Origin of the sequence: Terribacillus saccharophilus, assembly GCF_000725365.1 — a bacterium.
GTDB lineage: Bacteria > Bacillota > Bacilli > Bacillales > Amphibacillaceae > Terribacillus > Terribacillus saccharophilus.
The window spans coordinates 278769-304311 of record NZ_CP008876.1; the positions used below are offsets into that span (position 1 = coordinate 278769).

The following is a 25543-nucleotide window of genomic DNA, read 5'->3' on the forward strand; positions in this document are numbered from 1 at the left end:
GAGTAAGATGGATTTTCCGTTTTCGGATGCATTAAAGCGATTGCCGGAGCAGTTTTTTGCCGGCTTAGTACATAAAGTAGGTTTACTTGAAAAAGAGGGGCACGATATCATCAAGCTAGGACAGGGGAACCCTGATCTGCCGACGCCGCAGCATATCGTTGAGAAACTAAAGGAAGCTTCTGATAATCCGGCTTATCATAAATATTCACCTTTCAGAGGGTTTGATTTTCTCAAACAGGCAGTCTGTGATTTTTATGATCGGGAATACGGTGTGAAATTAGATCCCACAACAGAAGTGGCCATCATGTTCGGCTCTAAAACAGGTTTGGTGGAAATCAGCCAATGTCTGTTGAACCCAGGTGACTTAGCACTGCTTCCGGATCCCGGGTATCCCGATTATATGTCCGGCATCGAACTGGCACAAGCACGGACATCGCTCATGCCATTAACAGCTGAGAATGACTTCCTGCCTGATTATGATGCTATATCTGATAGTGATCTAGAAGAAGCAAAGCTAATGTTCTTGAACTATCCGAACAATCCGACTGCTGCAACAGCAGATCAGAAGTTCTTCGATAAAACAGTGGAACTGGCGAAAGAGCATAAATTCTGTGTGCTGCATGATTTTGCTTACGGTGCACTTGGATTTGACGGAGAAAAACCACAGAGCTTCCTGCAATCAGAAGGCAGCAAAGAAGTCGGCATTGAAATGTACACCTTATCCAAAACGTATAATATGGCCGGCTGGCGCATTGCCTTTGCAGTTGGTAATGCATCTGTGATCGAAAGCATCAATCTGATCCAGGACCATGTTTATGTAAGTTTGTTTGGCGGTATGCAAGAGGCTGCTGCTTATGCCCTGACAACGGATCAGACATGCGTGGAGGAATTGGTTCATACGTATGAAAGCAGAAGAGATGCTTTCATCGGTCATTTACGCGCTATCGGCTGGGATGTACCAGAACCAAAAGGAACCTTCTTCGTTTGGCTGCCAGTTCCCCGTGGTTACACATCTGAGGAATTCGCTGATTTGCTGCTCGAAAAGGCACATGTTGCAGTCGCACCGGGTAATGGTTTTGGAGAATATGGAGAAGGATACGTTCGTGCAGGATTGTTGGATACAGAAGAAAGATTATTGGAAGCAGCGATGCGAATCGAAAAGCTTGGTATCTTCTCAAAAGCATAAGAAAGAGCCAGTCCCGAGTGGGACTGGCTCTTTTGTCTGTTAGGTTGACACTGCGCAGCGATTTGGGCCGGATTCGATATCGGCTTCGTCTGTGCTGTCAATGACGGCTTTTCCTTGATTTGTTTCTCGGATCAGCTGGTAACTATTCGGCTGCTGGGCAGGTATACTATCCAAAACGGAGGAAGCAAATTCGCCAGCATCTTGCAGCTGCAGTCTTGGATTATTTCTGTATAGATCCTCCATACGTGCTTGGACTGTGCCATCCGTTCCGATCTCTGCCAGCTCGGAAAAATGGGAAGGAAGGACAATCAAATCCAGCGATAAGAAAGGGTATTTTTCATATAAAGTGTTGTGAAGATCCTGTACCCATTGCTCTGCTTGACCAGCTAAATCCGGACGGCCGATCGATTCGGTAAAGAGCGTATCTCCAGACAGCAGGAATGTGTCATCTACGACAAAGCTGATGCTTCCTTCTGTATGACCTGGTGAGGCAATACTGCGCATGCCTTCTTCCGTTTTTCCGAATGGAATCGTCTTACCGTCGTGTAATGGAGAGAAGGTGAATGTCGCTTCTTTTCCATCATCAGCCGGGAACCAATAAGTCGCTCCTGTTGCTTCTGCCAGCTTCCGTCCGCCGGATAAATGGTCCGCATGAAGATGGGTATCAAGGACATGTTTGATCGTCCATCCGTTTTCTTTCGCAAAGGATGTATAGACTTCGGTGAACCTTGCCGGATCTACTACTGCTGCTTCGCCATTGGAGACGACCATGTAGGAAAGGCAGCCTTTCCCAATACGCATGAATTGATAAATCTTCCCGCCATATGTGAGGTCGCCGATTTTACGGGGACTAAGCGTTTCTCCCCAAGCCTGCATGCCGCCAACGACATGGACGATATTATCCATTCCTGCTGCTTGTAAGAGGGAGACGGCTGTCTGAGCGGATTTGCCCCGATAGCACATGACATAGACAGGGTCATGTTCTGGCAGTTCTTTACGAGCCTTATCTGGGTCTGCTTTGATAGTGGCAAATGGAATATCATATCTTTTAACGCTATCAACATCAATTGACCATTCCTGAACATCCGCTTCTTGCCGGATATCAAGCAAATGAACGGTATCTTTTGCTTTTATTTTTTCTGCCAGTTCTGCTGTGTGCAATGGATTCATGCAATCGTCTCCTTTAGAAATCTTTTTTGATTATAGGAAGGAGCAGTTTGACTCCTTTCTTATTCACAGGGAATATCCTGCTGTCTGCGAGCAGGTGGCTTGCATAACCGGCTGTGCCGGCAAGCTGTGTGCCGAATAGGGCAGTCTCTTGTTCAAAGAATGTCATCAATATGTAGAAATAGATCAGCCCGATCAAGGAGTGAGTGTAAGATCGGTGAGCTAGGAAAGATGCAATCCCGATATAACATCCGCTCATGACCACCCAAGTATGCCCTGCATACAACCCGGTCAGCAGAACAGCGATGCCTGTAATCAGCAGCATGAACTTCTTATTGATTACGCGGGAGAGAACCATAATTCCTGCCCCGATTGCTAACCCGATATAACGATCTTGGCCGAATAAATTCCACATACTATATAGGATGAGCAATAATCCGATAAAAATTGTAATATTGCGGATGGCTTTATGTGAAAATGTAATTCGGTTAGAGAGGAGACCTCCTGTATCCAAATCTGGTACAAGAGCTGCGACTGCTGCTGTACAAGTCATTGTGACCGTCACAGCGCCTTCAGCATTCAATGCGGTGGCACTGGCGAAACCTGCGCCAGCTCCAATTAATAGATGTGTGATTCCTTTCATTCTAGCTGTGCCTCCAAAAGTTAGTCTTTAAAAGCATACTAGAATCTTTATGTGATGGCTATCCGTATTGTTTCTGATGCGCTTTCTTTCGAGAAAGATAATCTTCATCTTCTCTTATTTCATCCCACTTTTTTTTGAAGATCTGTGCAGATGCTGCTTTTTCATCATCGATCTGCCGGTCATACCTTTCTGTCTTGTCCGCATCCTTATATTTCTTGCCGCCCTTATAATTAGCATAGCGACGAGCGCGGGTATAACCCATTTGAATGTATTTCCTAGCCATATCCATCCCGACAAAATCATCCTGCTTGCGATATTCCTCGAACATCTCTGAAATCTTCTGGCAGGATTCCTCTGCAATATCCGGAGTCTTGAATCGCCAATGAGGAAGGATCTCACTTTTATAAGGCTCCACCATCAGCACACCTTGCTCACCGCGGCCGACACGATATTTATCCGGGTGTTTGCGAAAATCAGTTGAGGCATCAAAATGATCGTAATAGCCCATTCCCATCCCCCTGTCTCTGTTGTTAATGTATATAGTTACCGAATGTGCTCCATGTGAAACGCGATTTTTTATTATGGACATAGGAGGCAGCCGCACACGTTTGTGATAAAATGAAAGTAATGGTCTCACGTTAGAAAGGAATGGTTACAGGTGGGTAAAACAAAAGTAGGAATCGTTTTCGGCGGAAAATCGGCGGAACATGAAGTATCCTTACAATCTGCAAAAAATATTGCCGATGCAATTGATAAAAATAAATATGATGTTGTCTTAATCGGAATCGATAAACAAGGGAAATGGCAACTGAATGACAAGGCAGACTATCTGCTGAACGCAAATGATCCGAAGAATATCGAACTGAAGCCTTCCGAGCAAGGTATCGCTGTTGTACCTGGTTTGAAAGAGAAACAGCTCGTCAATCCGAGTCAAGGCGCTGTCCTTGATCAAGTGGATGTTATTTTCAGTATCCTCCACGGTACACTCGGCGAGGATGGTAGCATGCAAGGAATGCTGCGCATCGCTAATTTACCGTATGTAGGCCCGAATGTACTAAGCTCAGCTGTATGCATGGATAAGGACATTGCGAAGCGTCTGCTAAAGGAATCTGGTATAAGAGTAGCAAATGGCTTCACATTCAAAAAACGCCAGCTTGGATCTATCCGTTATGAAGAGGTAGCAGAAGTACTAGGCTCTACAGTCTTCATCAAGCCTGCGAACCAAGGCTCCTCTGTCGGCGTGAGCAAAGCGAAAACCGAAGAAGAGTTCTACAAGGGCTTGGAAGAAGCTTTCCGCTACGATACGAAAGTTCTAGTCGAGGAAGCAATCGTCGGACGCGAAATCGAAGTAGCGGTACTTGGAAATGAAGAACCGATCGCTTCCTTACCTGGAGAAATCTTGCCAAAAACAGAATTTTATTCTTATGAATCCAAGTATATCGACGAATCAGGAGCAGAACTCGCTATCCCGGCTCAACTTTCAGAGTCTGTTACAGAACAAGCAAGAAAGCTTGCGGTAGAAGTATTCCAGACACTTGATGTCGAAGGACTTGCGCGTGTCGACTTCTTCTTAACAGGAGACGGGGAATTCGTCGTAAATGAAGTAAACACGCTGCCAGGTTTCACGAAAATCAGTATGTATCCAAAACTTTGGGACATCACTGGTATTTCTTACCCAGACCTCATTGACCGTCTGATCCAGCTTGCTATCGAACGTCATCAACGAGATAACGAACTAAGCAACGCAGCTTTTCAGCAGCAGTAATTGGTTCCTGAATAGAAGTTTTTAAAAAAGAAATCTGGACTAGGAGGTATACTCTTCAAGTCCGGATTTCTTTTTGTTTAGGAATGAATTTACATTCTGGGGGCTTATGAGAGTAGGAGATTGTATAAAGAATCTTAGGATGAATACAGAAGAAACCTGCTTATTTAGAATTGCTCACAAAAAGAAAGTCTGCTATTCAGCGTAGGAAATACGCGGAGACTCCCGCGGGAGGCTCACCAGCCGCCCGCAGGAAAGCGGAGTGTATTTCCGAAGCGGCATTCAGATACTGATTCCTTGGTTTTGGCATTTTATTTACTCGTCTTTCCATATGCAATTGTACCTAACTGTGATACAATGAACTGCAGAATAGAATAAAAAATCCAGGCCATCCTGGGAGAGGTTCTAGCACAACCCTCTATAAAAAACTAAGGAACTATATCCTTGGGTATAGTCTTTTTTATTTTTTATGGATAATTGGCAGCCTCTTCCTATTGGAAGAGGCTTTTTTATTGGAGTGTCTGGAAAAAAGGAGAAACGTAATGAAGAAGGATAAAGCCATCGTCGTATTCAGCGGCGGTCAAGATAGTACAACTTGTTTGTTTTGGGCAATGGAGCAGTTTGAAGAAGTGGAAGCTGTGACGTTCAATTATAATCAGCGCCACAGTTTGGAAATCGAGGTAGCTGAACAAATTGCGAAAGAACAAGGCATCAGACATCACGTATTGGACATGTCTTTATTAAATCAGCTTGCACCAAACGCATTAACAAGAGACGATATCGAAATCGAACAGCAAGAAGGGGAACTGCCGTCCACATTCGTACCAGGACGTAATCTAGTATTTCTATCCTTTGCAGCGATTTTGGCACATCAAGTAGGCGCGAAGCATCTTGTGACAGGTGTTTGTGAAACAGACTTCAGCGGCTACCCAGACTGCCGAGACATCTTCGTGAAATCATTGAATGTATCTCTCAATCTATCAATGGATAAAGATTTCGTCATCCATACCCCGCTTATGTGGCTGGATAAAGCAGAAACATGGGAAATGGCAGATCAGCTAGGCCAGCTTGATTATGTAAAAGAAAAAACACTTACTTGCTACAACGGCATCGTTGCCGAAGGATGCGGAGAGTGCCCAGCTTGTAAGCTGCGCCAAAATGGACTTGATCAATATGAAGCGAAAAAGGCGGCCGGGGTATGATCCAGCAAATTTATCCGCAAGTGCAGCATGACTATAGCTACGAATTGAATAAGGATCTGCATTTCGCTGCAGCACACAGCATCCAGCATCCGGATGCCGGAAAATGCCAGCAAGTGCACGGCCATACGTATTTTGCCAATGTTACGATTGCTGGCGATGAATTGGATGACAGTGGATTTTTATTCAATTTCTCCACAATCAAAGCATTGATTCATAAGAAATTTGACCACACCTTATTAAATGACCATACAGATGTATTTGGAAAAGACGATTTCCCGACAACAGAAGTGATGGCGCGTAAAATTTATGAATTGATTCAACAAGAGCTGGATCAGCTGCCTCATCAGCCGAAGTGTCTGCAAGTCTTCTTGCGTGAGACGCCGACCAGCTATTGCGTATACCGACCAAAGCGAGGAACAAAAAATGGCAAGTAAATTTCCAGTTTTAGAAGTATTCGGTCCAACCGTGCAGGGAGAAGGAATGGTTGTCGGACAGAAGACGATGTTCGTCCGTACAGCAGGCTGCGACTATAGCTGCAGCTGGTGTGATTCTGCCTTTACATGGGATGGATCAGCGAAGGATGACATTCGACAGCTGACGGCTGAACAGATATGGGACCAATTGGAGGAAGTAGGCGGAGATCGTTTCCGTCATGTAACTATCTCTGGCGGGAACCCTGCACTACTTAAGAATCTAGGGGAGTTCACAGAGCTTCTGAAAAAGAAAGAAGTAAAAGTTGCTTTGGAGACTCAAGGAAGTCGGTATCAGCCGTGGTTCCTTGAAATCGATGATCTTACTATATCGCCTAAGCCGCCAAGCTCATTGATGAAGACCGATTTTCATCGTCTTGATGAGATAATTAACAATCTTAGAGAAGCAGGACGTCTTATGCATGTGAGTTTGAAGGTTGTTATATTTGACGAAGAAGACTTGCGTTATGCAACGAATGTTCATAAACGTTATCCAGATGTGAGTTTTTATGTACAAGTCGGTAATCATGATACAGCTACTTTGGATGATGCGGCATTGAAGGATGCATTACTTTCCAAGTATGAATGGCTGATTGACCAGGTATCTGCCTCCAATGAACTGAATCATGTGCGTGTCCTGCCGCAGCTTCATACGCTTGTATGGGGAAATAAACGCGGTGTATAAACAGAAAGACGAGTTATTAAACTCGTCTTTTTTTGTGCCCAAAAGTGGGCAGGCACCTTTTATTCACAAGATTAATAGGATACCAAGTCGTTAAATTAATAAAAAATGCTTGAATTTATATTAGTAATAATGCATAATAATTCACATAAATAAATCGAGCATTCAGCACGGAGAGGGAGATTCATAATGGCAAAAGATAAAATCGTACTCGCATACTCTGGTGGTTTAGATACTTCTGTAGCAATCAAATGGTTACAGGATAAATATAATTATGATGTTATTGCAGTTGGTTTGGATGTTGGTGAAGGCAAGGATTTAGATTTCGTTCAGGAGAAAGCACTTCAAGTTGGTGCTATTAAATCTTATACAGTGGATGCAAAAGCTGCATATGCAGAGGAATATGTGCTTCCAGCTTTGAAAGCAAACTTACTTTATGAAGGAAAATATCCGTTAGTTTCTGCACTTAGCCGTCCTTTAATTGCAAAAGTGCTAGTAGACATTGCGAAAGAAGAAGGTGCTGTAGCCGTAGCACATGGCTGTACTGGTAAAGGAAATGACCAAGTACGTTTTGATGTGAGCTTCACGGCATTGGATCCAGATTTGAAGATTGTTGCTCCTGTTCGTGAATGGGCAATGAGCCGTGATGAAGAGATTGAATATGCGGAGAAGCATGGTATTCCAGTTCCTGTTGGGAAAGAGAGCCCATACAGTGTCGATCAGAATCTATGGGGACGTTCCAATGAGTGCGGTATTTTAGAGGATCCATGGGAGCAGCCGCCAAGCGATGCTTTTGGGCTGACAGTTGATCCGGAAAATGCACCGGATGAAGCGCAGATCGTGACAATCACATTTGAAAAAGGAAAGCCAGTCGCAATTGATGGGGAAGCTTATCCATTGGATGCACTTATCCTAAAGTTGAACGAAGTTGCAGGTAAGCATGGTGTCGGACGTATCGATCATGTGGAAAATAGATTAGTAGGAATCAAATCTCGTGAAATCTATGAATGCCCGGCAGCAGTAACGCTTATTGCGGCGCATCAGGAATTGGAAGCTTTGACGATGACACGTGAAATTTCTCAATTCAAACCGATTGTCGAGCAAAAACTTGCACAGACAATTTATGATGGTCTATGGTATTCACCGCTTACAAAAGCGCTGCAAGCATTCATTGAGGAAACGCAGCAGACAGTTTCCGGTAATGTCAAAGTGAAGCTGTACAAAGGACATGCACTTGTTGTCGGCAGAGAATCTGCGGAATCTCTATACAGCTTTGATCTTGCAACCTACAAACCAGAAGATAAATTCGATCATGATGCAGCACTCGGTTTCATTCAGCTTTGGGGTCTGCCAACGAAGGTTCAGGCAGAGGTTGCTCGTAAGCAGACAGTACAAACGGAGGCACCATCGCTGCTTAAAATTGACAAAAAAGAAGCTGTAAAACAATGAAGCTCTGGGGAGGAAGATTCACGAAGCCGACCAATGAATTAGTAGACGCATACACTTCCTCCATCGGCTTTGATCAGAAACTGGCTAAATACGATATTCAAGGCAGCCTGGCACATGTAGCAATGCTCGGCAAATGCGGCATCATCGAACAAGAAGATGCTGAAACAATTGCTGATGGATTAAAGGATGTACTGAACAAAATCCTGGCAGGAGAAGCAACGCTCTCGCAGGCAGATGAAGATATTCACATGAATGTCGAACGATTATTGATTGAACAAATCGGTCCTGTAGGAGGAAAGCTGCATACAGGCAGAAGCCGTAATGACCAGGTAGCATTGGATATGCGTCTGTACTTGCGGGAAGCAATTGTAGAAATTATCGGGCTGCTTGGTGCTGTTCAGACAGCGCTGACTGAACAGGCGAAGCAGCATTTGGATACAATTCTTCCAGGTTATACACATTTGCAACGGGCGCAGCCGGTGCTGTTCGGCCATCATCTTATGGCATATGCATATATGCTGCAGCGTGATGTGGAGCGGCTTCAGGATAGCTGGAAGCGTGTAAACAAGATGCCGCTTGGAGCAGGTGCCTTGGCTGGTACAACATTCCCGATTGATCGGCATTTTGTGGCAGAGCAGCTGCATTTTGATGCTATCACTGAAAACAGTCTGGACAGTGTAAGTGATCGTGATTTCGTGGTGGAGTTCTTGTCAGCTGCGAGTCTGATCAGTATGCATCTTTCACGGCTTTCGGAGGAGTTGGTTCAGTGGTCTAGCGCAGAGTTCAACTTCATAGAATTGGATGATGCATTTTCTACAGGCAGCAGCATGATGCCGCAGAAGAAGAACCCTGATGTAGCGGAGCTTGTCCGCGGTAAATCCGGCCGTGTCTTCGGACATTTGATGGGGATGCTGACAACTCTGAAAGGATTGCCTCTTGCTTATAATAAGGATATGCAGGAAGACAAAGAAGGCATGTTCGATACGGTAGAAACATTGAAGGGCGCACTTGGTCTTTTTGCTCCGATGATTGAGACGATGCATGTGAAGCAGGATAATATGTATCAAGCTGTTCGGAATGATTTTTCGAATGCAACCGATTTAGCGGATTATCTCGTAGCAAAAGGGATGGCGTTTCGGGAATCACATGCTGTTGTTGGGCAGACAGTGCTGTATAGTATCGAGCAGGGGAAATATTTGCTGGATCTTGGACTTGAAGAGCTGCAGCAGTTTTCTAATCTGATAGAAGAAGATATCTACGAAGCACTTGCACCGGAGACAGTCGTTGCAGCCAGGAATATTCCTGGAGGTACAGCTAAGGTACGGGTTCAAGAGCAAGTAAATGATATAGAAGCCTTGCTGGAAACGAATAGACAGTGGACAGAAGAGCAGGCTGCTAAACTGGAGGGGTGAGCAGCTGCTCACCTTTCTTTTGTTATAAATGCATATTTATTAGTTTTAAAGAATAAAGATAACGTTCGTTACAGAAAGGAGCAGCATGAATGGAAGAGACAAAGGGTTATTTGATGCTCAGTACAGGAGATATTTTGGAAGGTGTCTGGCTGGGGAAAACAACGGAATCGGATGGGGAAATGGTTTTCAATACTGCCATGACAGGCTATCAGGAAGTGATGACAGATCCTTCTTATGCTGGGCAGATTGTTACGATGACGTACCCATTGATCGGAAACTATGGTTTTAATACGCATGATAAGGAAAGCCATACACCGTCTATCCATGGACTTGTCATTTCAACTCCATGTGAAACACCCGCTCATTACCAAGCAACTCAAACATTGCAGGATATTGCCAATGAACATAACTTTCCAATCCTTGCACAGGTAGATACACGGAAACTGACAAAAATCATCCGTAAGCATGGGGACGTTTATGGAAAGATGACCAAAACACCTGGAGCTGTTCCGGAAAAAGCTAAAGTATCCGAAAAGATTGTGGAAAGCGTATCGGTGAAAAAGGTGCAGTTCCACCCGGCAGAGGGTCAGTCAGTAGCTCATGTGGCCATTATTGATTACGGCTATAAGCATTCGATTCGAGATATGCTGCTGGAAAATAAATGCGACGTCACAGTCTTTCCTTTTGATACAACACTTGAAGAGCTGAAGGAAGCAAAAGTGGATGGTGTACTGCTGTCGAATGGTCCTGGAGATCCAAAATCTCTGCACTATTTAGCTGGTGAAATCAAACGGATTGCAGAATATTACCCGACTTTAGGAATTTGTCTCGGACATCAGCTTCTGGCGCTTGCATTCGGCGGTAATACAATGCGCTTGCCTTATGGACATAGAGGGAGCAATCATCCGGTCCAGCATTTGCCTAGCGGAAAGGTATCGATTACTTCCCAAAATCATGGATATGTCGTCGACGAAGCTTCTATTTCACAGTCCCGTTGGAACATCCTTTATAGCAATGTGAATGATGGATCGGTGGAAGGGCTGCAGCATTGCTCAAAACCAATCATGAGCGTTCAATTCCATCCAGAGGCACATCCTGGCCCGAGCGATACCTATGATGTGTTCGAACAATTTTTGAATTCGGTACGTAATAGAGGAGTGACAGCATATGCCTAAGCAAGCTCACATCAAGAAAGTCCTTGTCATCGGTTCTGGCCCGATCGTAATCGGGCAGGCAGCAGAATTCGATTATGCAGGCACACAAGCATGCCTTGCTTTGAAGGAAGAAGGCGTAGAGGTCATCCTCGTTAATAATAACCCTGCGACAATTATGACGGATCAGGCATTTGCTGATCAGGTGTATTTGGAGCCGCTGACTTGCGAATCCTTGACCAATATCATCGAAAAGGAAAGACCAGATGGACTGCTGCCTACTTTAGGCGGGCAGACAGGTCTTAACCTGGCGGTGAGTTTGGATCAGGCTGGTGTACTGGAGAAATACAACGTTACATTATTGGGTACACCGCTTGATGCAATTCGGCGCGGAGAAGATCGGGAGCTATTCAAGCAGATGATGCAGGAAATCAATGAGCCTGTTCCGGAAAGTCTTCCAATCACTTCAATCGACGAAGCAAAAGCTTTTGCAGAGAATACAGGATTTCCAATCATCATCCGTCCTGCCTACACACTAGGAGGAGCTGGTGGAGGAATCGCAAACGACCTGCCGGAACTGCTGCGATATGTAAAAAGCGGAACGCAAGCAAGTCCGATAAATCAAGTGCTTATCGAGCAGAGTGTGAAAGGCTGGAAGGAAATTGAGTACGAAGTGATGCGGGATGCAAATGACACATGCATCATCGTCTGCAATATGGAAAATATCGACCCTGTCGGAATACATACAGGAGACAGTATCGTTGTAGCACCTTCCCAAACACTGACAGACAGGCAGTATCAAATGCTCCGGACTGTATCATGTAAAGTTATCCGCGAGCTAGGTGTTGTTGGAGGTTGTAATATCCAGTTCGCACTGAATCCACATAGTGATGAGTACGTCATCATTGAGGTGAATCCTCGGGTAAGCCGTTCCAGTGCTTTAGCTTCCAAGGCAACGGGCTATCCGATCGCCCGGATTGCTGCAAAGCTAGCACTTGGCTATCATCTGCATGAGGTGCCGAATCCGATTACAGGAGATACATTTGCAAGCTTCGAGCCTGCCATCGACTATGTAGCGGTGAAAATACCGCGCTGGCCATTTGATAAGTTCACTCAGGCTGATCGTCTGCTTGGAACACAAATGAAAGCAACGGGGGAAGTTATGGCACTTTCCCGTAACCTGCCTGCTGGTCTGCATAAAGCGATTCGTTCTTTAGAAATCGGCTTGGAGGAATTCCGTTTGCCGTCGGCTGAAGCATTGACGGATGCTGAGCTGGAACAAGGACTTAAAGATGCTGATGATCGCAGACTGTTTCTGCTTGCTGAAGCATTACGCCGCGGAGTAACGATCGAGACATTGCATGACTGGACAGAGATTACGACATTCTTCCTGCATGAGATGAAGCGAATTATCGATGTTGAGCAAGAGTTAAAAGAAGGCGGCTGGCAGCCGGATGAGGTACTTCTCCGAAAAGCAAAGACACTAGGTTTCAGTAATGTTGCCTTAGCTAAAGTCTTCAATCAGCCATTAGCAGTAGTAGAAGGATTAATCAAGGAACAGGAAATCAAGCCTTCCTACAAGATGGTCGATACATGTGCAGCTGAATTCTCTGCGCAAACGCCTTATTTCTATTCCAGCTGGCAGGAAGAAGATGAGGTCGAACCACTATCTGCAACAGACAAAAAAGTAGTGGTACTAGGTTCTGGTCCGATCCGGATCGGGCAAGGTGTCGAATTCGATTTCTGCTCTGTACAATCGGCTTTATCATTGCGAGAGCAAGGAATTCGTTCTGTTGTTATTAACAATAATCCAGAAACTGTCAGTACGGATTTCAATACAGCTGATCATCTGTATTTCGAGCCTCTTACGAAAGAAGATGTGCTTCACATTATCGAAAAAGAACAAGCAGACGAGGTGCTCGTTCAGTTCGGAGGTCAGACAGCGATCAATCTAGCAGCAGATTTGGAGGAAGCTGGTGTAACAATTGCCGGAACGAGTACGTCCTCGATAGACCGCGTGGAGAATAGAGAAGCCTTCTATGATTTGCTGCATACGCTGAATATCCCGCATATTCCAGGCACGACTGTAATGGATACAGCTTCATTGCATGACGAAGCTCGCCGAATCGGTTATCCAATTCTGATTCGTCCATCTTATGTAATTGGTGGTCAAGGTATGGTCATCCTGCATTCTGAAGATATGCTGGAAACTTATCTGGAAGAGCTTCAACAGCAAATCCACACTTCCCGTCTATTCCCGCTGCTTCTTGATAAATATGTTCCAGGCATGGAGGTAGAGGTGGATGTTGTTTGTGACGGTGCTGACATCCTTATCCCTGGTATCTATGAACATATCGAACCAGCTGGAATCCATAGCGGAGACAGTACAGCAATTTTCCCTGCTCCTAGTTTGAGTGAATCAGAGAAAGATATGATCGTCAGCTATGCAAGTCGAATCTCGGATTCTCTTGAATTAAAAGGCATCATGAACATTCAGTTTGTCTTTAGTGAAGACCGTAACATTTTATATGTCCTGGAGGTTAACCCACGCGCGTCCCGTACAGTTCCTATTTCCAGTAAAGTGACGGGGATCCCATTGGTAGATTTAGCTACCAGAATACAAATGGGAGAAGCTTTGCAAAATGCTGGTTATTCACTCGGACTGCAAAAAGAAATACCGTTTTATGCGGTTAAGCTGCCTGTCTTTTCCACTACAAAATTGGCAGGTGTCGATCCGCTTCTTGGACCGGATATGCAATCAACGGGAGAAGCAATTGGATTAGGCAAGACGGTTACCGAAGCATTGAATAAGGCATTTGGCTGGAAGGAAAAGACACTGCGGTCTTTAACAGATGATGCCCAAATCCTCTTAGATGTAGAATCCTCGGATTTGGATGGACTAGAAGAATTACTTGGACAGCAGCAAGCACATGTTGTACTGACAGAGCAGACCGCAGCGCTTCTAAAGGACAGTTCTTCATTCGAAGTCGTTTCCTATGAAGAAGCCATCCTTTTGGTTGAAGATCAAAAGATGACAGCTGTATGCAGTACGAGAAAAGGATTCCAAGGTATCCGTGAATCGGCTTGGAAGACAGAGACGCCGTGTATGACAAGTTTGGCGACGATGAAAAGTTACTGGCTGGCTAGTCAAGAAAAACTGGCTGACAGCCTATCTATGTCGGATTATTTGGAGCAAGCGGAAAAGGAGCATGTGCAATGAAACAGACGATAGAGCAACAATCCATGGCAGGTAAAAGCCTGCTATCTCTGCAGGATTTGACGAAGGAAGAAATTCTTTATGTGCTTGATCTGGCTGCTGAGCTGAAAAGTCAGCATCAAAAAGGCGAGCTCATTCAGCCGCTGGCTGGGAAGACGTTAGGAATGATTTTTGAAAAGTCATCCACACGGACACGCGTTTCTTTTGAAACAGGTATTTATCAGCTTGGTGGTATGGGGCTGTATTTGAACTCCAAGGATTTGCAGCTTGGCCGAGGCGAACCGGTTGCCGATACGGCGAAGGTTCTATCTGGATATCTGGATGCTATCATGATCCGTGCTAATTCGCATAAGATGGTGGAAGAACTGGCAGAACATGCTGCTATTCCGGTAATCAATGGCTTAACCGATTTGTTCCATCCATGTCAGGCTCTGGCTGATTTGCAGACGATTTTAGAGTATAAAGGAACATTAGAAGGCGTGAAGCTAGCTTATATCGGTGATGCTAACAATGTAGCGAATAGTTTAATGATTGCAGCAGCGAAAACAGGAATGCAAATTCGAATTGCAGCTCCTGCTGGATATCAGCCGCTGCCTGAAATCGTTGAAAAGGCGAAAAAAATCGGTGATGATCCAGATTTTCTTCTTATTACAGAAAGCCCGGAAGAAGCTGCCGCAGGTGCAGATGTACTTTATACAGATGTCTGGACGAGTATGGGGCAAGAGGAAGAGTCAGCGGCTAGACTGAAAGCTTTCCAAGGATACCAAGTGAATGAAATGCTTATGAATTCTGCTGCGTCAGATGCTATCTTCTTGCACTGTCTGCCGGCTCATCGGGGTGAAGAAGTATCAGCAGCTGTCATTGATGGTCCGCAATCGGCAGTATTCCAGGAGGCTGAAAACCGTCTGCATGCTCAAAAAGCGCTAATGCTTGCTGTTATGGGAAAATAAATAATAAAGAAAAGAAACCGCCCATAAAAAGGTGGTTTCTTTTCTTTATCTATGCGTTCACAAGACTTGGAAAATCATGTAGACTAAAGAGTATATGTCCACTTACTATACGTGAGGGGCTTCTAGGATACAGGAGAGAATAATTACTATGTTAACTTACGTAGCGCCAGCTATATTCTTGGCGTTTGTCTATTTATTGTCAATTATTCCGTTTCACCAGACGGTCGGAATTACTAAGAAACAACATTTATTGATGGCATCCTTCGCTATCTATGTGATCGCAGTCATCTGTCTAACCTTTTTCCCATTACCTGTGGATCAGAATCTTATCGAAGAAAATCAGCAGTTGGAAACAAGTTATCGCTGGAATACATCGCCGCTCACTTCCATTATGCAAATTTGGCACACAACACAAATCGATGGCTTCGGATATGGACTTGCCCTTAAAAATCTAGGTGGTAACATCCTTTTATTTGTGCCGTTAGGCTTTTATTTGCCTTTGCTCGTTCGCCGAACAAGATCGTTTTTTATTGTGGTTCTCTGCGGACTTGTATTCAGTACTGCAATCGAGTCAACGCAAGGGCTGCTTAATTATTTTGTTGGATACAATTACCGCTCTGTCGATATTGATGACATTATCCTGAACGTCTTAGGAGCTATGCTGGGGTATGCATTCTACCGGATCGCTCTTCGTCCATTATTGAAAAGGGGCAAGCTGTGATCAGCTTGTTTCCTGCTGGGAATAATCCTTGAGTCCGATTATCTCGGTTGAAAGGGAGGCAAGAGGCCCGAGTTTGCGCAGCTTCGGATACAAAAGCCACGTTACAGAAAGCAAGGCAAGGCCGATACCTGCAGCGCAAAACACCCAAGCCACAGGTATAAGGGTGGCTGCATAACCGCCAGTTAATGATCCGAGCGGCATTGCAATTGTGCTGAAGCTTGCACTCGCGCTGGTCACCCTGCCGATTAAGGAAACAGGAAGCAAGGTCTGTAACATCGTTGCGAAAGTAACATTGATACAGCCGACAGGAACCCAAGCTAGTCCGAATAAGACTACACTTAGCCAAGTCCATGGAACGAATACAGCAGCAGCCCAGATTGCAGAAGCTAAAAACATCGTGAGGATTGTAGCTTTACCTATTGGAAGTTTGCTGAAGGAAGCTGCTAATAGTGCACCTACTAATGCACCGCAAGACATGGCTGCCAAATACAAACCATATACAGCAGGTCCTTGACGCTCGTCTGCAAAAGCAGGCATAACAGCCATCGCTGCACCGATTGCCAGATTACATAATACTGCCCCCATGAGTGCAGCAGACAATATAGTTGTGAATAGAATTTTAAGTCCTTCTTTCAATTCAGTGAAGTAGGAGTTTAAGGCTGTGCGCGCAGTGCCAGAAGTTTTGGTCTGTGCTTTTTGATGTGGAATTCTAAGGAAGCTGAACAAAAGGAAAGCGAGACAGAAGGTAAGGGAGTCAATAATGAATAAAAGGGTTACGCCAAAGAATGCGATCATGACTCCAGCGATGGCATTGAATATCAGGTCGACCCCTTGATAAGCAAAGGAGAAAAGGGCATTTCCGGCAGGCAGTTCTTCTTTTTTTAGTACGAGCGGCAATGCTTTGGTTTCAGTTGGATAGGCAAAAGCGTCAATACTAGTCAAAATAGGCATGATAACAAGCACCAGCGTGACAGAAAGAAAGTCCAGCCAAGCCGCTAGGGGAATTATTAGGATAAGCAAGGCTTGTAGTGCCTGCGTCCACAATAACGTTGCGCGAATCGGCCAGCGATCAACGAGCGGACCGATCAAGAATTGCAATACATTTGGAATTTGTGTCAGGAAACCGGCCAAACCAGAATAAAACGCACTGCCGCTCAGGTCGTAAACGAGCCACATAGCGGCAATAAAGTAGATGCTGTCGCCGATATTCGTTACAATTCGCCCTGAAAAAAGCAAGCCATAATTACGCTGTTTTAGTATAGCAAACATCTTCAATCATCCTCTTCCATTTCCACTTGATCAAACGAAGGTGTGTCGATTTCAAAACCGTAGGCGGAGAAATGATACAGCTTACCATTGGGATCATCTTCAGCTGCCTCACTTTTATCACGCAGCTTTTGCATCAAACCGAAGAAGCCTTGGATGAATTCCTTGAAATCTGCTTCAGTAGCGCTAATTTCCCAAATGCTGCCAACGGCATCCCAATCTTTTGGATCGGTAGAGCCGGCTGCTTTGGCAAAAGATGACTCTGGTGCTGTAAGGATGGCTGATCTCGTTTTATGGGACATTTGTACAAACAGCTGCCTCGTCGATTCGCTCAATTCTTCTGCGTAAGGAAGCAAGTTCTCAGATGGGAAAAAGCCTCTTGCCGCAGCTCTATAAAATTTCTGTAAGATGCCATTTTTCTCCTCAGTTCGGATTACTTCAATCAAGCTGTTTTTCTCCAGCTCTTTCAAGTGATAATGAATCTTCGGTCTGCTTGTTTCCAGCAAGACAGCAAGCTGCTGACCAGTATAAGACGTTTCGACTAGCTTCATGATCATCTCGGCGCGCAGCGGGTCACTGATTGCTTTCAGCTGCTCAAAGGTTGTCAATGCCATTGCTTGTTTCATTTGGTTTTCCTCCTCGGTAAACATTTCTTGAACGGTCAGATTTATTTTACGGCTTAAGTTTATAATCAGTTCCACATATTGTCAATCTAATTTTCGGACTTTTTTCCTGCTGTACAACAAGATAAAAAATATGTTAAGGTAAAAGCAATCGAATAGGTTTTCTCTTGGGGCAGGGTGAAATTCCCGACCGGCGGTGATAGACAGCTTAGCTGTCTTCAGTCCGTGACCCGTTTTTATAACGGTGGATTTGGTGAGATTCCAAAGCCGACAGTATAGTCTGGATGGGAAAGAGGAAACGGTGTGCTATCCACACGCCAACTAAAGCTTTTCGTCGATGGACGATAGCTTGTTTCGCTATACTTTTAAAGCCAAAGCCCCAGAATCCAATATTCTGGGGCTTTTTATATGAAAGTTAGTGCTAGGAAGGAGCAAATTGGCAGCAGCCAGCTTGCACCTTATTCGAGTCATTCATTTTTAAGAATTTTGATAAAAAGATTCTTGAAAGATACATCCCCGATTGACCGTCACACAGCCCCGAGACGGTAATATTCCCATTCGTAATGCATGACAGCAAGCGTAAGATAGCTTCTTGTGTTCTTGAGAAGCTCGCAGAAGTAAAGGAGGAGAAAAGTGTTTACTGGAATCATTCAGGAAGTAGGCAGCATGATTGACGTGAAAAGACAGGATAAGGCGATGCAGCTCACTATTGCCAGTGAAAAACTGACGAAAGATATGCATATTGGAGACAGTATCTCTGTTAACGGCGTCTGTCTTACCGTTACCAGCTTTACTCCGCATACTTTTCAGGTAGATGTTATGCCGGAAACGTTTCACTACAGTTCCTTATCCAAATTGCAAAGTTCCGAAGCAGTGAATCTGGAGCCCGCACTTCAGCCCAATGGCAGACTTGGTGGTCATTTTGTGAGTGGTCATGTAGATACGACAGGATCCATCTTATCCATCCGAGATGAGTCAAATGCTCGTTACATTGACATTGCTGTAACAAAAGGACTGCAGTACTTGATGTCCAAAGGCTCAATTTCAGTTGATGGTGTGTCATTAACGGTGTTCGAAGTCAGGGAAGATACGTTTACTATTTCGCTTATTCCGGAAACGAGGAAAGCGACAATCTTAGGCGAAAAGAGAGCTGGGGATTTGGTGAATATTGAATTTGACCAGCTTGCCAAATACATGGAACGACTATTGGAGCACCGAGAAAGCCCACAGACTTCTGGCATTACAGCAGAGACATTAGCAGAGAACGGATTCTTGGATTAGGAGGGAAATGAATGAAGACGACAATAGAGAATGCTATAAAATACTTGAAAAGTGGCAAGGCAATCATTGTCACAGACGATGAAGCAAGAGAGAACGAAGGAGATTTGCTGGCTCTAGCGGCTTATGCGAACCCGGAGACAGTGAATTTCATGGCTTCTGTCGGAAAAGGTCTTATCTGTGCGCCTATTTCCCGGGAAATTGCCGAAAGATTAGATTTGCCCCCGATGGTAGCTAATAATACAGATCCACATGGGACAGCTTTTACTGTCAGCATTGATCATATCGATTCTACCACTGGCATTAGTGCATTCGAGCGATCCCATACAATCGCGAAACTGACGGATACCGCGAGCATAGCATCTGACTTCCAGCGTCCGGGGCATATATTCCCGCTAATTGCCCAGCAAAATGGTGTGCTGGAGCGACCTGGACATACGGAAGCTGCTGTCGATTTAGCTAAATTGGCCAGAACAGCAGAAGCAGGCTATATATGCGAAATCATGAATGAAGACGGCACAATGGCGCGTATGCCAGAACTAGAAAAACTAGCCGAAAAGCATGAACTGCCAATCATCACGATTGCTGATTTGATTGCGTATCGGCAGCTGCATGAAACGAAATAAACAGTAAAGAAATACGGAAGAACAGCAAGCATAAAAACATTATCTAAATACAAAAAGAAGCGGACAAATAAAGTCCCTTATACAAAGGAGTAATCATATGGTTAACGTATTAGAAGGAAATGTAGTAGGATCTGATTTGAAGATTGGGATTGTTGTAGGAAGATTTAATGAGTTTATCACAAGCAAGCTATTGAGCGGTGCAATTGATACGTTAAAACGTCACGGCGTGGATGAAACAAAAGTGGATGTAGCATGGGTGCCGGGGGCATTTGAAATACCTCTTGTAGCTGACAAACTTGCCGAGAGCAAAAAATACGATGCTGTCATCACATTAGGCACTGTTATTAAAGGCTCTACACCACACTTCGATTATGTTAGCAATGAAGTGGCAAAAGGAGTAGCAAGTGCTGCCAGCAAAGCAGGAATCCCGATTATCTTTGGTGTGCTGACAACAAATACAATCGAACAAGCAATTGAGCGTGCAGGTACGAAAGCAGGCAATAAAGGTGCAGAAGCAGCTGTCTCTGCAATTGAAATGGCCAACTTACTAAAACAAATATAAGCAAAGAAGCAGAGGGTGACCTCTGCTTCTTTTTTGCATATAGAAAATAATGTATATTTGTGGTGGGGGTGTTTGCGTGAAAATACACTATGAAATCATAGGGGATATGATTAAACCAACATTATTACTGATCCATGGTCTAGGGTGGACAAAGAGAATTTGGAATGAGGTACAAGAAGCACTAAAAGAACATTACAGACTAGTACTGATAGATTTGCCAGGACATGGTGAAAGTGAAGAGACTAATAAATGTGATTTTGAAGTTATAGCTGATATGATTCATCGAGAAATCGCACTTACACCAGTTAGTAATCTTTATGTCGCAGGCAGTTCTTTAGGAGCTGCGGTAGCGCTGGTTTATGGAAACAAGTATAACGCGGATGGAGTCATATTAATTGATGGGGGTTTTACTGCTTTGAACCGAATAGGCGGTCTTTGCGTAGAAGACATGACTTATGAAGCGCCGCCTGCACATGCATTTGAAACAATGGATGCCTACTTCCGATTTATGAGAAGTGATAATCCTGACTTATGGAATGATTATATAGCTACAGCAGTTGCTGATCAGTTGTTTTACAATCCAAAAGAGGGAGTGTACAAACAAAAGGCTTCATCAGCTATACAGCAAGATTACTTGGAGGCACTATATTACTTCGATCCACTAGATGCGCTTAGACAACTACCAGATTCAAAAAAGATTACGATTATGGTTGCCTTAAATGAACAGCAGCAGAAAACTGATGTGGAGGAAGACTTATTAGTATTAAGCAATGCACATAGGAATACAGATGTCCTTTATTACGAAGGTACTGACCATTTAATCATGCTTGATAAACCAAAAAGATTTATAGAAGATGTAAGGCGCATTATTGAGGATATTGAAAGTTCTGGTATTGCTGATTGAGTAAGAATAAATCACCCCGAAAAATACATATCATTGGTTCTGTCGGCAGTGGAAAGACGACTCTGGCCAAGGAATTGTCAGTGATTTTGAGTGCTGCTCATTACGAACTGGATAACGTTGTTTGGGAACGTTCTGTAGAGGGTGACAGCCGCCGTTCTGACAAGGAAAAAAGAGAAATCTTAAAAGATATCATTGATTCTGATGGCTGGATTATCGAGGGGGTTCATACAAATGACTGGATAGAAGACAGTCTTCTGAATGCTGAATTGATTATCTTGCTAGAACCGGCATATGGTATAAGAAATATCCGGATCATCAAACGGTTTCTGCGCCAAAAACTAAAAATGGAGACTGCTAATTACAGACCGTCATTTCGTATTTTTCTGAACATGTTCAAGTGGAATCGTTATTTTGAGCGTACGGCTAAGCCCTATATATTTGATAATTTTTCTGTTTATGGTCATAAAACGATTATTGCAGAAAGTATATCAGATGTGATCGAATATTTGGCCTTTATAGAAAGGAAGTCTGAAGCAGGTTAATAGCCTGTTTTTTTGTTTTTGGTAAAAAGATACAGAAATTACTTTGACACGCAGAGTAATATGTTTTATGATTACTTTATCAGATAGAGTAATTTAGAAAGAAGGGGTGCCACATTCGGAGTGATACGATTCGAGGGCATTTGGATTCCATTATCCTTCGTCTGCTGATGGACGGAGATAAGTATGGTTACCAGATATCGAAAGACATAGCAGCTTGGACAAATGATGCGTTTCTAATCAAAGAAGCGACACTTTATGCTGTTTTCCAGCGACTGGAGCGACGAGAATTAATTGAGTCTTATCAGGGAGAAAAATCGCATGGGGGCAAGCGTAAATATTATACGATTACGACGCTTGGGAAGGCGTATTTTCATGAAGCGGCAAAAGAGTGGAAAGAAGCGAAACAATTAATCGATGTATTTATGGAGGGTGTTTGATGCAGAAGATCAATATGTATGTGGAAGAGCAATTCGCGGACTTGCCGGAAACAGAGCAGATAGTGAACTTGAAGGAAGAAATAAAGGATTCGATGGAAGAAAAGGCAGCTGATTTTATGCTGGATGGTAAATCAGAAGAAGATGCGGTCAATAAGGCTATTGTCGATTTCGGGAATTTGGCTGAAATCAAGAGAGAATTCCAGCTCGAACATGCACCGCAGAAATCAACAGTAAGAAACAAAAAGCAAAAAGAAGATATGAGCACGTTAAATCTCGGTTTCTCCATTTGCGGAAGTTTGTTGATTATCGGACTGCTTGTTTTTGTAAATATGTATTATACACCAGATGAGATTTGGTTCGTCTTTCCAACATTCGCTATTCTTTGGTGGCCGGTGAGTATGGCCTTTGTCTGGATGAAAGCTAGGAAAAGAAAGGTGATGCAGCGATGAAGCCATGGAGATTGTTCGTTGCATTTATGCTGCTGAGTCTGGGTGGCTTCTCTGTTTATATTAACTTGATGACCACGCCGGAGGAGATTTGGTATACATTTAGTTTAGGTGCTAGTATCATCATTGCTCTGCAGATCCTTTTTCCAAACCAATTGACGGTGGTGACGTGGCTGTCGGCAATTGTTGTTGGAGCAGTACTTGTGAACGAAAATATGTCTGATTCACCTGCGACACCATGGTATTTGTACACATTAGGAGCTTTGGCGTTATGGGCAATTGCCGTTATGCTTCGAAGACATCTGGCGAATATGGGAGTAGCTCTAATTATCAGCTTGGCTGTCTGCGTATATTATTTCGGCCTGCATCAGTATTTCGGACATGAAACACCTTGGTATGGCTTTATTATTTTCGCAATGAGCTGGTGGCCGCTCTCCATCATCGGTCATCGAAGTTCCAGCTTATTCTTTTCCGTTTTAGGTTTCGGAGCGCTCAGTGTGTTCTTCCTATTTGTGAATATAGCCTATTCGCCATCGGTAATCTGGGCGATTTATCCTATCTTCGCCGCGGCGTGGTGGCCGTTAGCAGCTTATTTCTATAGCTATCGCCGCCATATCAGTAATTGAAAAAAGACACCCTCCAGGGTGTCTTTTCCTTATCTTGAATACATATTCTTGGTTATCTTACCTAGCAGACTGCTTGGAATTAGCTTCATGAGCAGGACGGCTGCGTGGATATTCGCTGATGGGAAGACGACTCGTTTTCCTTTTACGAATCCAAGAAAACCTTGTTTTGCCACATCCTCGGGTGCATCACGGAACGAAGACATAATTTTATCGTTGCCGGCACGTTTAAAGAACTCGGTCTGCGTAGGACCTGGACAAAGTGCCGTAACTGTTACGCCGCTGTCTGCCAATTCCTCTGAAAGTGCTTCCGAATACCGCTGGACGAATGCTTTGGATGCGTGATATGCAGCCATATATGGACCAGGCAGGAAGGCGGCCATGCTGGAAATATTCAGTACTCCATTCGGTACATTCTTGAATGGGGAGTGAATGATATCATCGATGAACAGACGAGTCAGGTTTGCCAATGAAACCATATTCAGATGCAGCAGCTTTTGCTGGGTTTCAAAGCTCGTATCCTCAAATTTGCCACTAAGTCCGAAGCCAGCATTATTCACAAGCACTTCGACGGTTTTTCCTTCATCACGAATCTTTTGATACAGTTCATATGCACTGTTAGGTACGGACAAATCATGAGGAATGACAGTCACATTCGAATCTTGCAGTTCTGTTTGCAGGGATAGGAGTTTATCCTTGGAACGCGCTACGATGATTAAATCATAGCCCGCTTTGGCGAACCATTTCGCTATATGGTAGCCAATACCGCTGGAAGCTCCTGTAATTAGAGCAGTTGGTTTCATTGTGCTTCACCTCATTTTGACAATCTTTATAAATATGTACCCTGTTGCCGGGCGGAAGAAACGCTATCTACTTTTAGTATACCCTTTGCACCGTTTGGTTACCAACAGGTTGTGAGGTTTTTCTCTACAGAAGAAAGGGAAAGGGCTTACAAAGGAAGAAGGAGGGAAACAAATGGTACAGAAAAACGGTGCTAAAGGCGACAAAGACAAACATGGCTTCTCTAAGGCAGAAAGTGAGAACAGGGAAAAACAGCTTGAAAATAAACAGGATATGCTGGTAGATGATGTACCTGTGGATGAAATAGAACGAGACCTACAAGATGATCGACATAAACATCGGACAAAGCAAGCTTCCAACTCAGATCCGGAAGAATGAACCTGCATAAGTGGATGCGGGTTTTTTTTATGAATAAGAAAAGCAGATGTGTCATGTAGACATCATCTGCTGGACTGTTCTAGCAGTTTTTCGATTGCAGGTTTCATATCCATTGGACTGGTCTTTGGTGCAAATCGCTCAACGACATTTCCATCCGCATCTACGAGAAACTTTGTGAAATTCCATTTGATATTTTTGGAGAATAGTCCGCCGGCCTGACTGGTCAAATGCTTATAAAGTGGGTGGGCATCTGGTCCATTCACTTTTACTTTATCAAACATCGGAAAGCTGACGCCGTAATTGCGCTGACATACTGCGGCAATTTCTTCACTGCTGCCAGGTTCCTGGTTCATAAATTGGTTGCATGGGAAACCAAGTATCACGAGACCGTCGTCCTGATAATCCTTATACAATTCCTGCAGCTGTTCCAGCTGAGGTGCAAAACCGCATTTGCTTGCTGTATTTACGATGACGAGTGCTTTTCCAGCGTATTCCTTTAAACTAACTTCCTTCCCGTCTATAGTAACAGCAGAATAATCGTATACTGTCATGTCGTTCTCCTCCTCTTGTCTGCACTTACAATGTAGCACAAACAGTGAAGAAGCGATAACAATCAGTCCCTTAATGGTAGAATGTAGAAAAAGGGGGTTGTTCCTGTGGAGTTTTTCCTGAAACGATTTGATCATGTACAGCTTGCTTGTCCAAGCGGCAGCGAAGAGCAGGCGAGGGAGTTTTTCGTGGGTATTTTCGGATTTGAAGAAATTGAGAAACCAGCCATCTTACAAGCGAGAGGTGGAGTTTGGTTCAACTGTAACGATATTATCGTTCATATGGGTGTAGAGGAACCTTTTTCACCAGCACGAAAAGCCCATCCTGCTTTTGAAGTAGAGGGGCTGCTGTCTCTCAGACGTCATTTAGATGAACACGATGTGGATTTCATCGATGATACTGACTTACCGGGTGCTGATCGTATTTATGTGAATGACCCCTTCGGCAACAGACTGGAATTTTTGGAATGGCATTAAAAAAAGAACCCCGTCGAGGG

Annotated in this window: 27 protein-coding genes, 1 pseudogene and 2 riboswitches; of the genes and pseudogenes, 21 read left to right on the top strand and 7 right to left on the bottom strand. The window is 44.1% G+C overall.

Annotation, left to right across the window (positions count from 1 at the left end; genetic code table 11):
• The first annotated feature begins 7 nt into the window (after positions 1-7).
• Entirely contained in the window at positions 8-1186 is a 1179-nt protein-coding gene (locus tag GZ22_RS01450; RefSeq protein WP_038558008.1) for a pyridoxal phosphate-dependent aminotransferase, read from the top strand.
• A gap of 39 nt (positions 1187-1225) precedes the next feature.
• On the opposite strand, the gene GZ22_RS01455 is transcribed toward GZ22_RS01450, so the two are convergent.
• From GZ22_RS01455 to GZ22_RS01465, 3 genes are read right to left on the bottom strand one after another with little or no spacing between them, the layout of a single operon-like run.
• Positions 1226-2356 carry an MBL fold metallo-hydrolase gene (locus GZ22_RS01455; protein ID WP_038558010.1) on the bottom strand — a complete coding sequence of 377 codons (1131 nt, stop codon included), beginning with the start codon at positions 2354-2356 and terminating at the stop codon, positions 1226-1228.
• Positions 2357-2369: 13 nt separating this feature from the next.
• A complete protein-coding gene (locus GZ22_RS01460; protein ID WP_038558013.1) occupies positions 2370-2996 on the bottom strand; it encodes a metal-dependent hydrolase in 627 nt (208 codons plus the stop codon).
• Between the two features lie 58 nt (positions 2997-3054).
• A complete protein-coding gene (locus tag GZ22_RS01465) occupies positions 3055-3510 on the bottom strand; it encodes a DUF4385 domain-containing protein (protein ID WP_425427793.1) in 456 nt (151 codons plus the stop codon).
• Between the two features lie 144 nt (positions 3511-3654).
• On the opposite strand from GZ22_RS01465, the gene ddlA reads away from it, so the two are divergent.
• From ddlA to GZ22_RS17910, 10 genes are all read left to right on the top strand, one after another.
• The gene (gene ddlA, locus GZ22_RS01470) at positions 3655-4761 is read left to right on the top strand and encodes a D-alanine--D-alanine ligase (protein ID WP_038558016.1); all 1107 of its coding nucleotides are present in this window, start codon (positions 3655-3657) and stop codon (positions 4759-4761) included.
• A gap of 390 nt (positions 4762-5151) precedes the next feature.
• Positions 5152-5196, top strand: a riboswitch (PreQ1 riboswitch).
• 104 nt (positions 5197-5300) lie between these two features.
• On the top strand, positions 5301-5960 hold the full coding sequence (gene queC / locus GZ22_RS01475; protein WP_038558018.1) for a 7-cyano-7-deazaguanine synthase QueC: 660 nt from the start codon (positions 5301-5303) through the stop codon (positions 5958-5960).
• Positions 5957-6394 (top strand): 6-carboxytetrahydropterin synthase QueD, encoded by a 438-nt coding sequence (queD, locus tag GZ22_RS01480; protein WP_038558020.1) that lies wholly within the window; start codon positions 5957-5959, stop codon positions 6392-6394. Before queC ends, queD begins: the two co-directional genes overlap by 4 nt.
• Positions 6384-7115, top strand: a complete 732-nt coding sequence (gene queE / locus GZ22_RS01485) for a 7-carboxy-7-deazaguanine synthase QueE (protein WP_038558022.1) — start codon at positions 6384-6386, stop codon at positions 7113-7115. The genes queD and queE overlap by 11 nt, the downstream gene beginning before the upstream one ends.
• 186 nt (positions 7116-7301) lie before the next feature.
• The gene (locus GZ22_RS01490; RefSeq protein WP_038558025.1) at positions 7302-8561 is read left to right on the top strand and encodes an argininosuccinate synthase; all 1260 of its coding nucleotides are present in this window, start codon (positions 7302-7304) and stop codon (positions 8559-8561) included.
• Positions 8558-9973: an argininosuccinate lyase gene (gene argH / locus GZ22_RS01495; protein ID WP_038558027.1), complete on the top strand. Its 1416-nt coding sequence runs from the start codon at positions 8558-8560 to the stop codon at positions 9971-9973. The genes GZ22_RS01490 and argH overlap by 4 nt, the downstream gene beginning before the upstream one ends.
• Before the next feature lie 89 nt (positions 9974-10062).
• A complete protein-coding gene (locus GZ22_RS01500; RefSeq protein ID WP_038558029.1) occupies positions 10063-11148 on the top strand; it encodes a carbamoyl phosphate synthase small subunit in 1086 nt (361 codons plus the stop codon).
• A complete protein-coding gene (gene carB / locus GZ22_RS01505; RefSeq protein ID WP_038558031.1) occupies positions 11141-14344 on the top strand; it encodes a carbamoyl-phosphate synthase (glutamine-hydrolyzing) large subunit in 3204 nt (1067 codons plus the stop codon). Before GZ22_RS01500 ends, carB begins: the two co-directional genes overlap by 8 nt.
• Positions 14341-15291 carry an ornithine carbamoyltransferase gene (argF, locus tag GZ22_RS01510; RefSeq protein ID WP_038558034.1) on the top strand — a complete coding sequence of 317 codons (951 nt, stop codon included), beginning with the start codon at positions 14341-14343 and terminating at the stop codon, positions 15289-15291. The genes carB and argF overlap by 4 nt, the downstream gene beginning before the upstream one ends.
• Positions 15292-15439: 148 nt before the next feature.
• The gene (locus tag GZ22_RS17910; protein WP_051747931.1) at positions 15440-16012 is read left to right on the top strand and encodes a VanZ family protein; all 573 of its coding nucleotides are present in this window, start codon (positions 15440-15442) and stop codon (positions 16010-16012) included.
• On the opposite strand, the gene GZ22_RS01520 is transcribed toward GZ22_RS17910, so the two are convergent.
• Both GZ22_RS01520 and GZ22_RS01525 read right to left on the bottom strand, forming a co-directional pair.
• Complete coding sequence (locus GZ22_RS01520; protein ID WP_038558036.1) at positions 16013-17281, bottom strand: MFS transporter; 1269 nt, start codon at positions 17279-17281, stop codon at positions 16013-16015.
• 2 nt (positions 17282-17283) lie between these two features.
• Positions 17284-17904, bottom strand: a complete 621-nt coding sequence (locus tag GZ22_RS01525) for an ArsR/SmtB family transcription factor (protein ID WP_038558038.1) — start codon at positions 17902-17904, stop codon at positions 17284-17286.
• Positions 17905-18060: 156 nt separating this feature from the next.
• Positions 18061-18201, top strand: a riboswitch (FMN riboswitch).
• A 333-nt stretch (positions 18202-18534) separates the two neighbouring features.
• Here GZ22_RS01525 and ribE point away from each other — a divergent pair.
• The 8 genes and pseudogenes from ribE to GZ22_RS01565 all read left to right on the top strand — a co-directional run bounded on the left by ribE (position 18535) and on the right by GZ22_RS01565 (position 23322).
• Complete coding sequence (gene ribE, locus GZ22_RS01530; protein ID WP_038558040.1) at positions 18535-19182, top strand: riboflavin synthase; 648 nt, start codon at positions 18535-18537, stop codon at positions 19180-19182.
• A gap of 11 nt (positions 19183-19193) precedes the next feature.
• Positions 19194-19796, top strand: a pseudogene (gene ribB / locus GZ22_RS01535) (3,4-dihydroxy-2-butanone-4-phosphate synthase); the annotation flags it as partial.
• Between the two features lie 106 nt (positions 19797-19902).
• The gene (gene ribH, locus GZ22_RS01540) at positions 19903-20367 is read left to right on the top strand and encodes a 6,7-dimethyl-8-ribityllumazine synthase (RefSeq protein WP_038558042.1); all 465 of its coding nucleotides are present in this window, start codon (positions 19903-19905) and stop codon (positions 20365-20367) included.
• A gap of 76 nt (positions 20368-20443) precedes the next feature.
• Positions 20444-21271 (top strand): alpha/beta fold hydrolase, encoded by an 828-nt coding sequence (locus tag GZ22_RS01545; protein WP_038558045.1) that lies wholly within the window; start codon positions 20444-20446, stop codon positions 21269-21271.
• The gene (locus GZ22_RS01550) at positions 21268-21813 is read left to right on the top strand and encodes a P-loop NTPase family protein (RefSeq protein WP_038558047.1); all 546 of its coding nucleotides are present in this window, start codon (positions 21268-21270) and stop codon (positions 21811-21813) included. The genes GZ22_RS01545 and GZ22_RS01550 overlap by 4 nt, the downstream gene beginning before the upstream one ends.
• A 140-nt stretch (positions 21814-21953) precedes the next feature.
• Entirely contained in the window at positions 21954-22250 is a 297-nt protein-coding gene (locus GZ22_RS01555) for a PadR family transcriptional regulator (RefSeq protein WP_281176665.1), read from the top strand.
• Positions 22250-22699, top strand: a complete 450-nt coding sequence (locus GZ22_RS01560) for a permease prefix domain 1-containing protein (protein ID WP_038558051.1) — start codon at positions 22250-22252, stop codon at positions 22697-22699. Before GZ22_RS01555 ends, GZ22_RS01560 begins: the two co-directional genes overlap by 1 nt.
• On the top strand, positions 22696-23322 hold the full coding sequence (locus tag GZ22_RS01565) for a hypothetical protein (protein WP_038558053.1): 627 nt from the start codon (positions 22696-22698) through the stop codon (positions 23320-23322). The genes GZ22_RS01560 and GZ22_RS01565 overlap by 4 nt, the downstream gene beginning before the upstream one ends.
• A gap of 29 nt (positions 23323-23351) precedes the next feature.
• Here the strand turns inward: GZ22_RS01565 and GZ22_RS01570 are convergent, their stop codons facing one another.
• Positions 23352-24122: an SDR family NAD(P)-dependent oxidoreductase gene (locus GZ22_RS01570; protein WP_038558055.1), complete on the bottom strand. Its 771-nt coding sequence runs from the start codon at positions 24120-24122 to the stop codon at positions 23352-23354.
• Between the two features lie 172 nt (positions 24123-24294).
• Between GZ22_RS01570 and GZ22_RS01575 the strand changes: the two genes are divergently transcribed.
• The gene (locus GZ22_RS01575) at positions 24295-24498 is read left to right on the top strand and encodes a hypothetical protein (RefSeq protein WP_038558057.1); all 204 of its coding nucleotides are present in this window, start codon (positions 24295-24297) and stop codon (positions 24496-24498) included.
• A gap of 62 nt (positions 24499-24560) precedes the next feature.
• Here the strand turns inward: GZ22_RS01575 and GZ22_RS01580 are convergent, their stop codons facing one another.
• Positions 24561-25049 (bottom strand): glutathione peroxidase, encoded by a 489-nt coding sequence (locus GZ22_RS01580; RefSeq protein ID WP_038558059.1) that lies wholly within the window; start codon positions 25047-25049, stop codon positions 24561-24563.
• Positions 25050-25154: 105 nt separating this feature from the next.
• Here GZ22_RS01580 and GZ22_RS01585 point away from each other — a divergent pair, with 105 nt between their 5' ends.
• Entirely contained in the window at positions 25155-25523 is a 369-nt protein-coding gene (locus tag GZ22_RS01585) for a VOC family protein (protein WP_038558061.1), read from the top strand.
• The last annotated feature ends 20 nt before the right edge of the window (positions 25524-25543 follow it).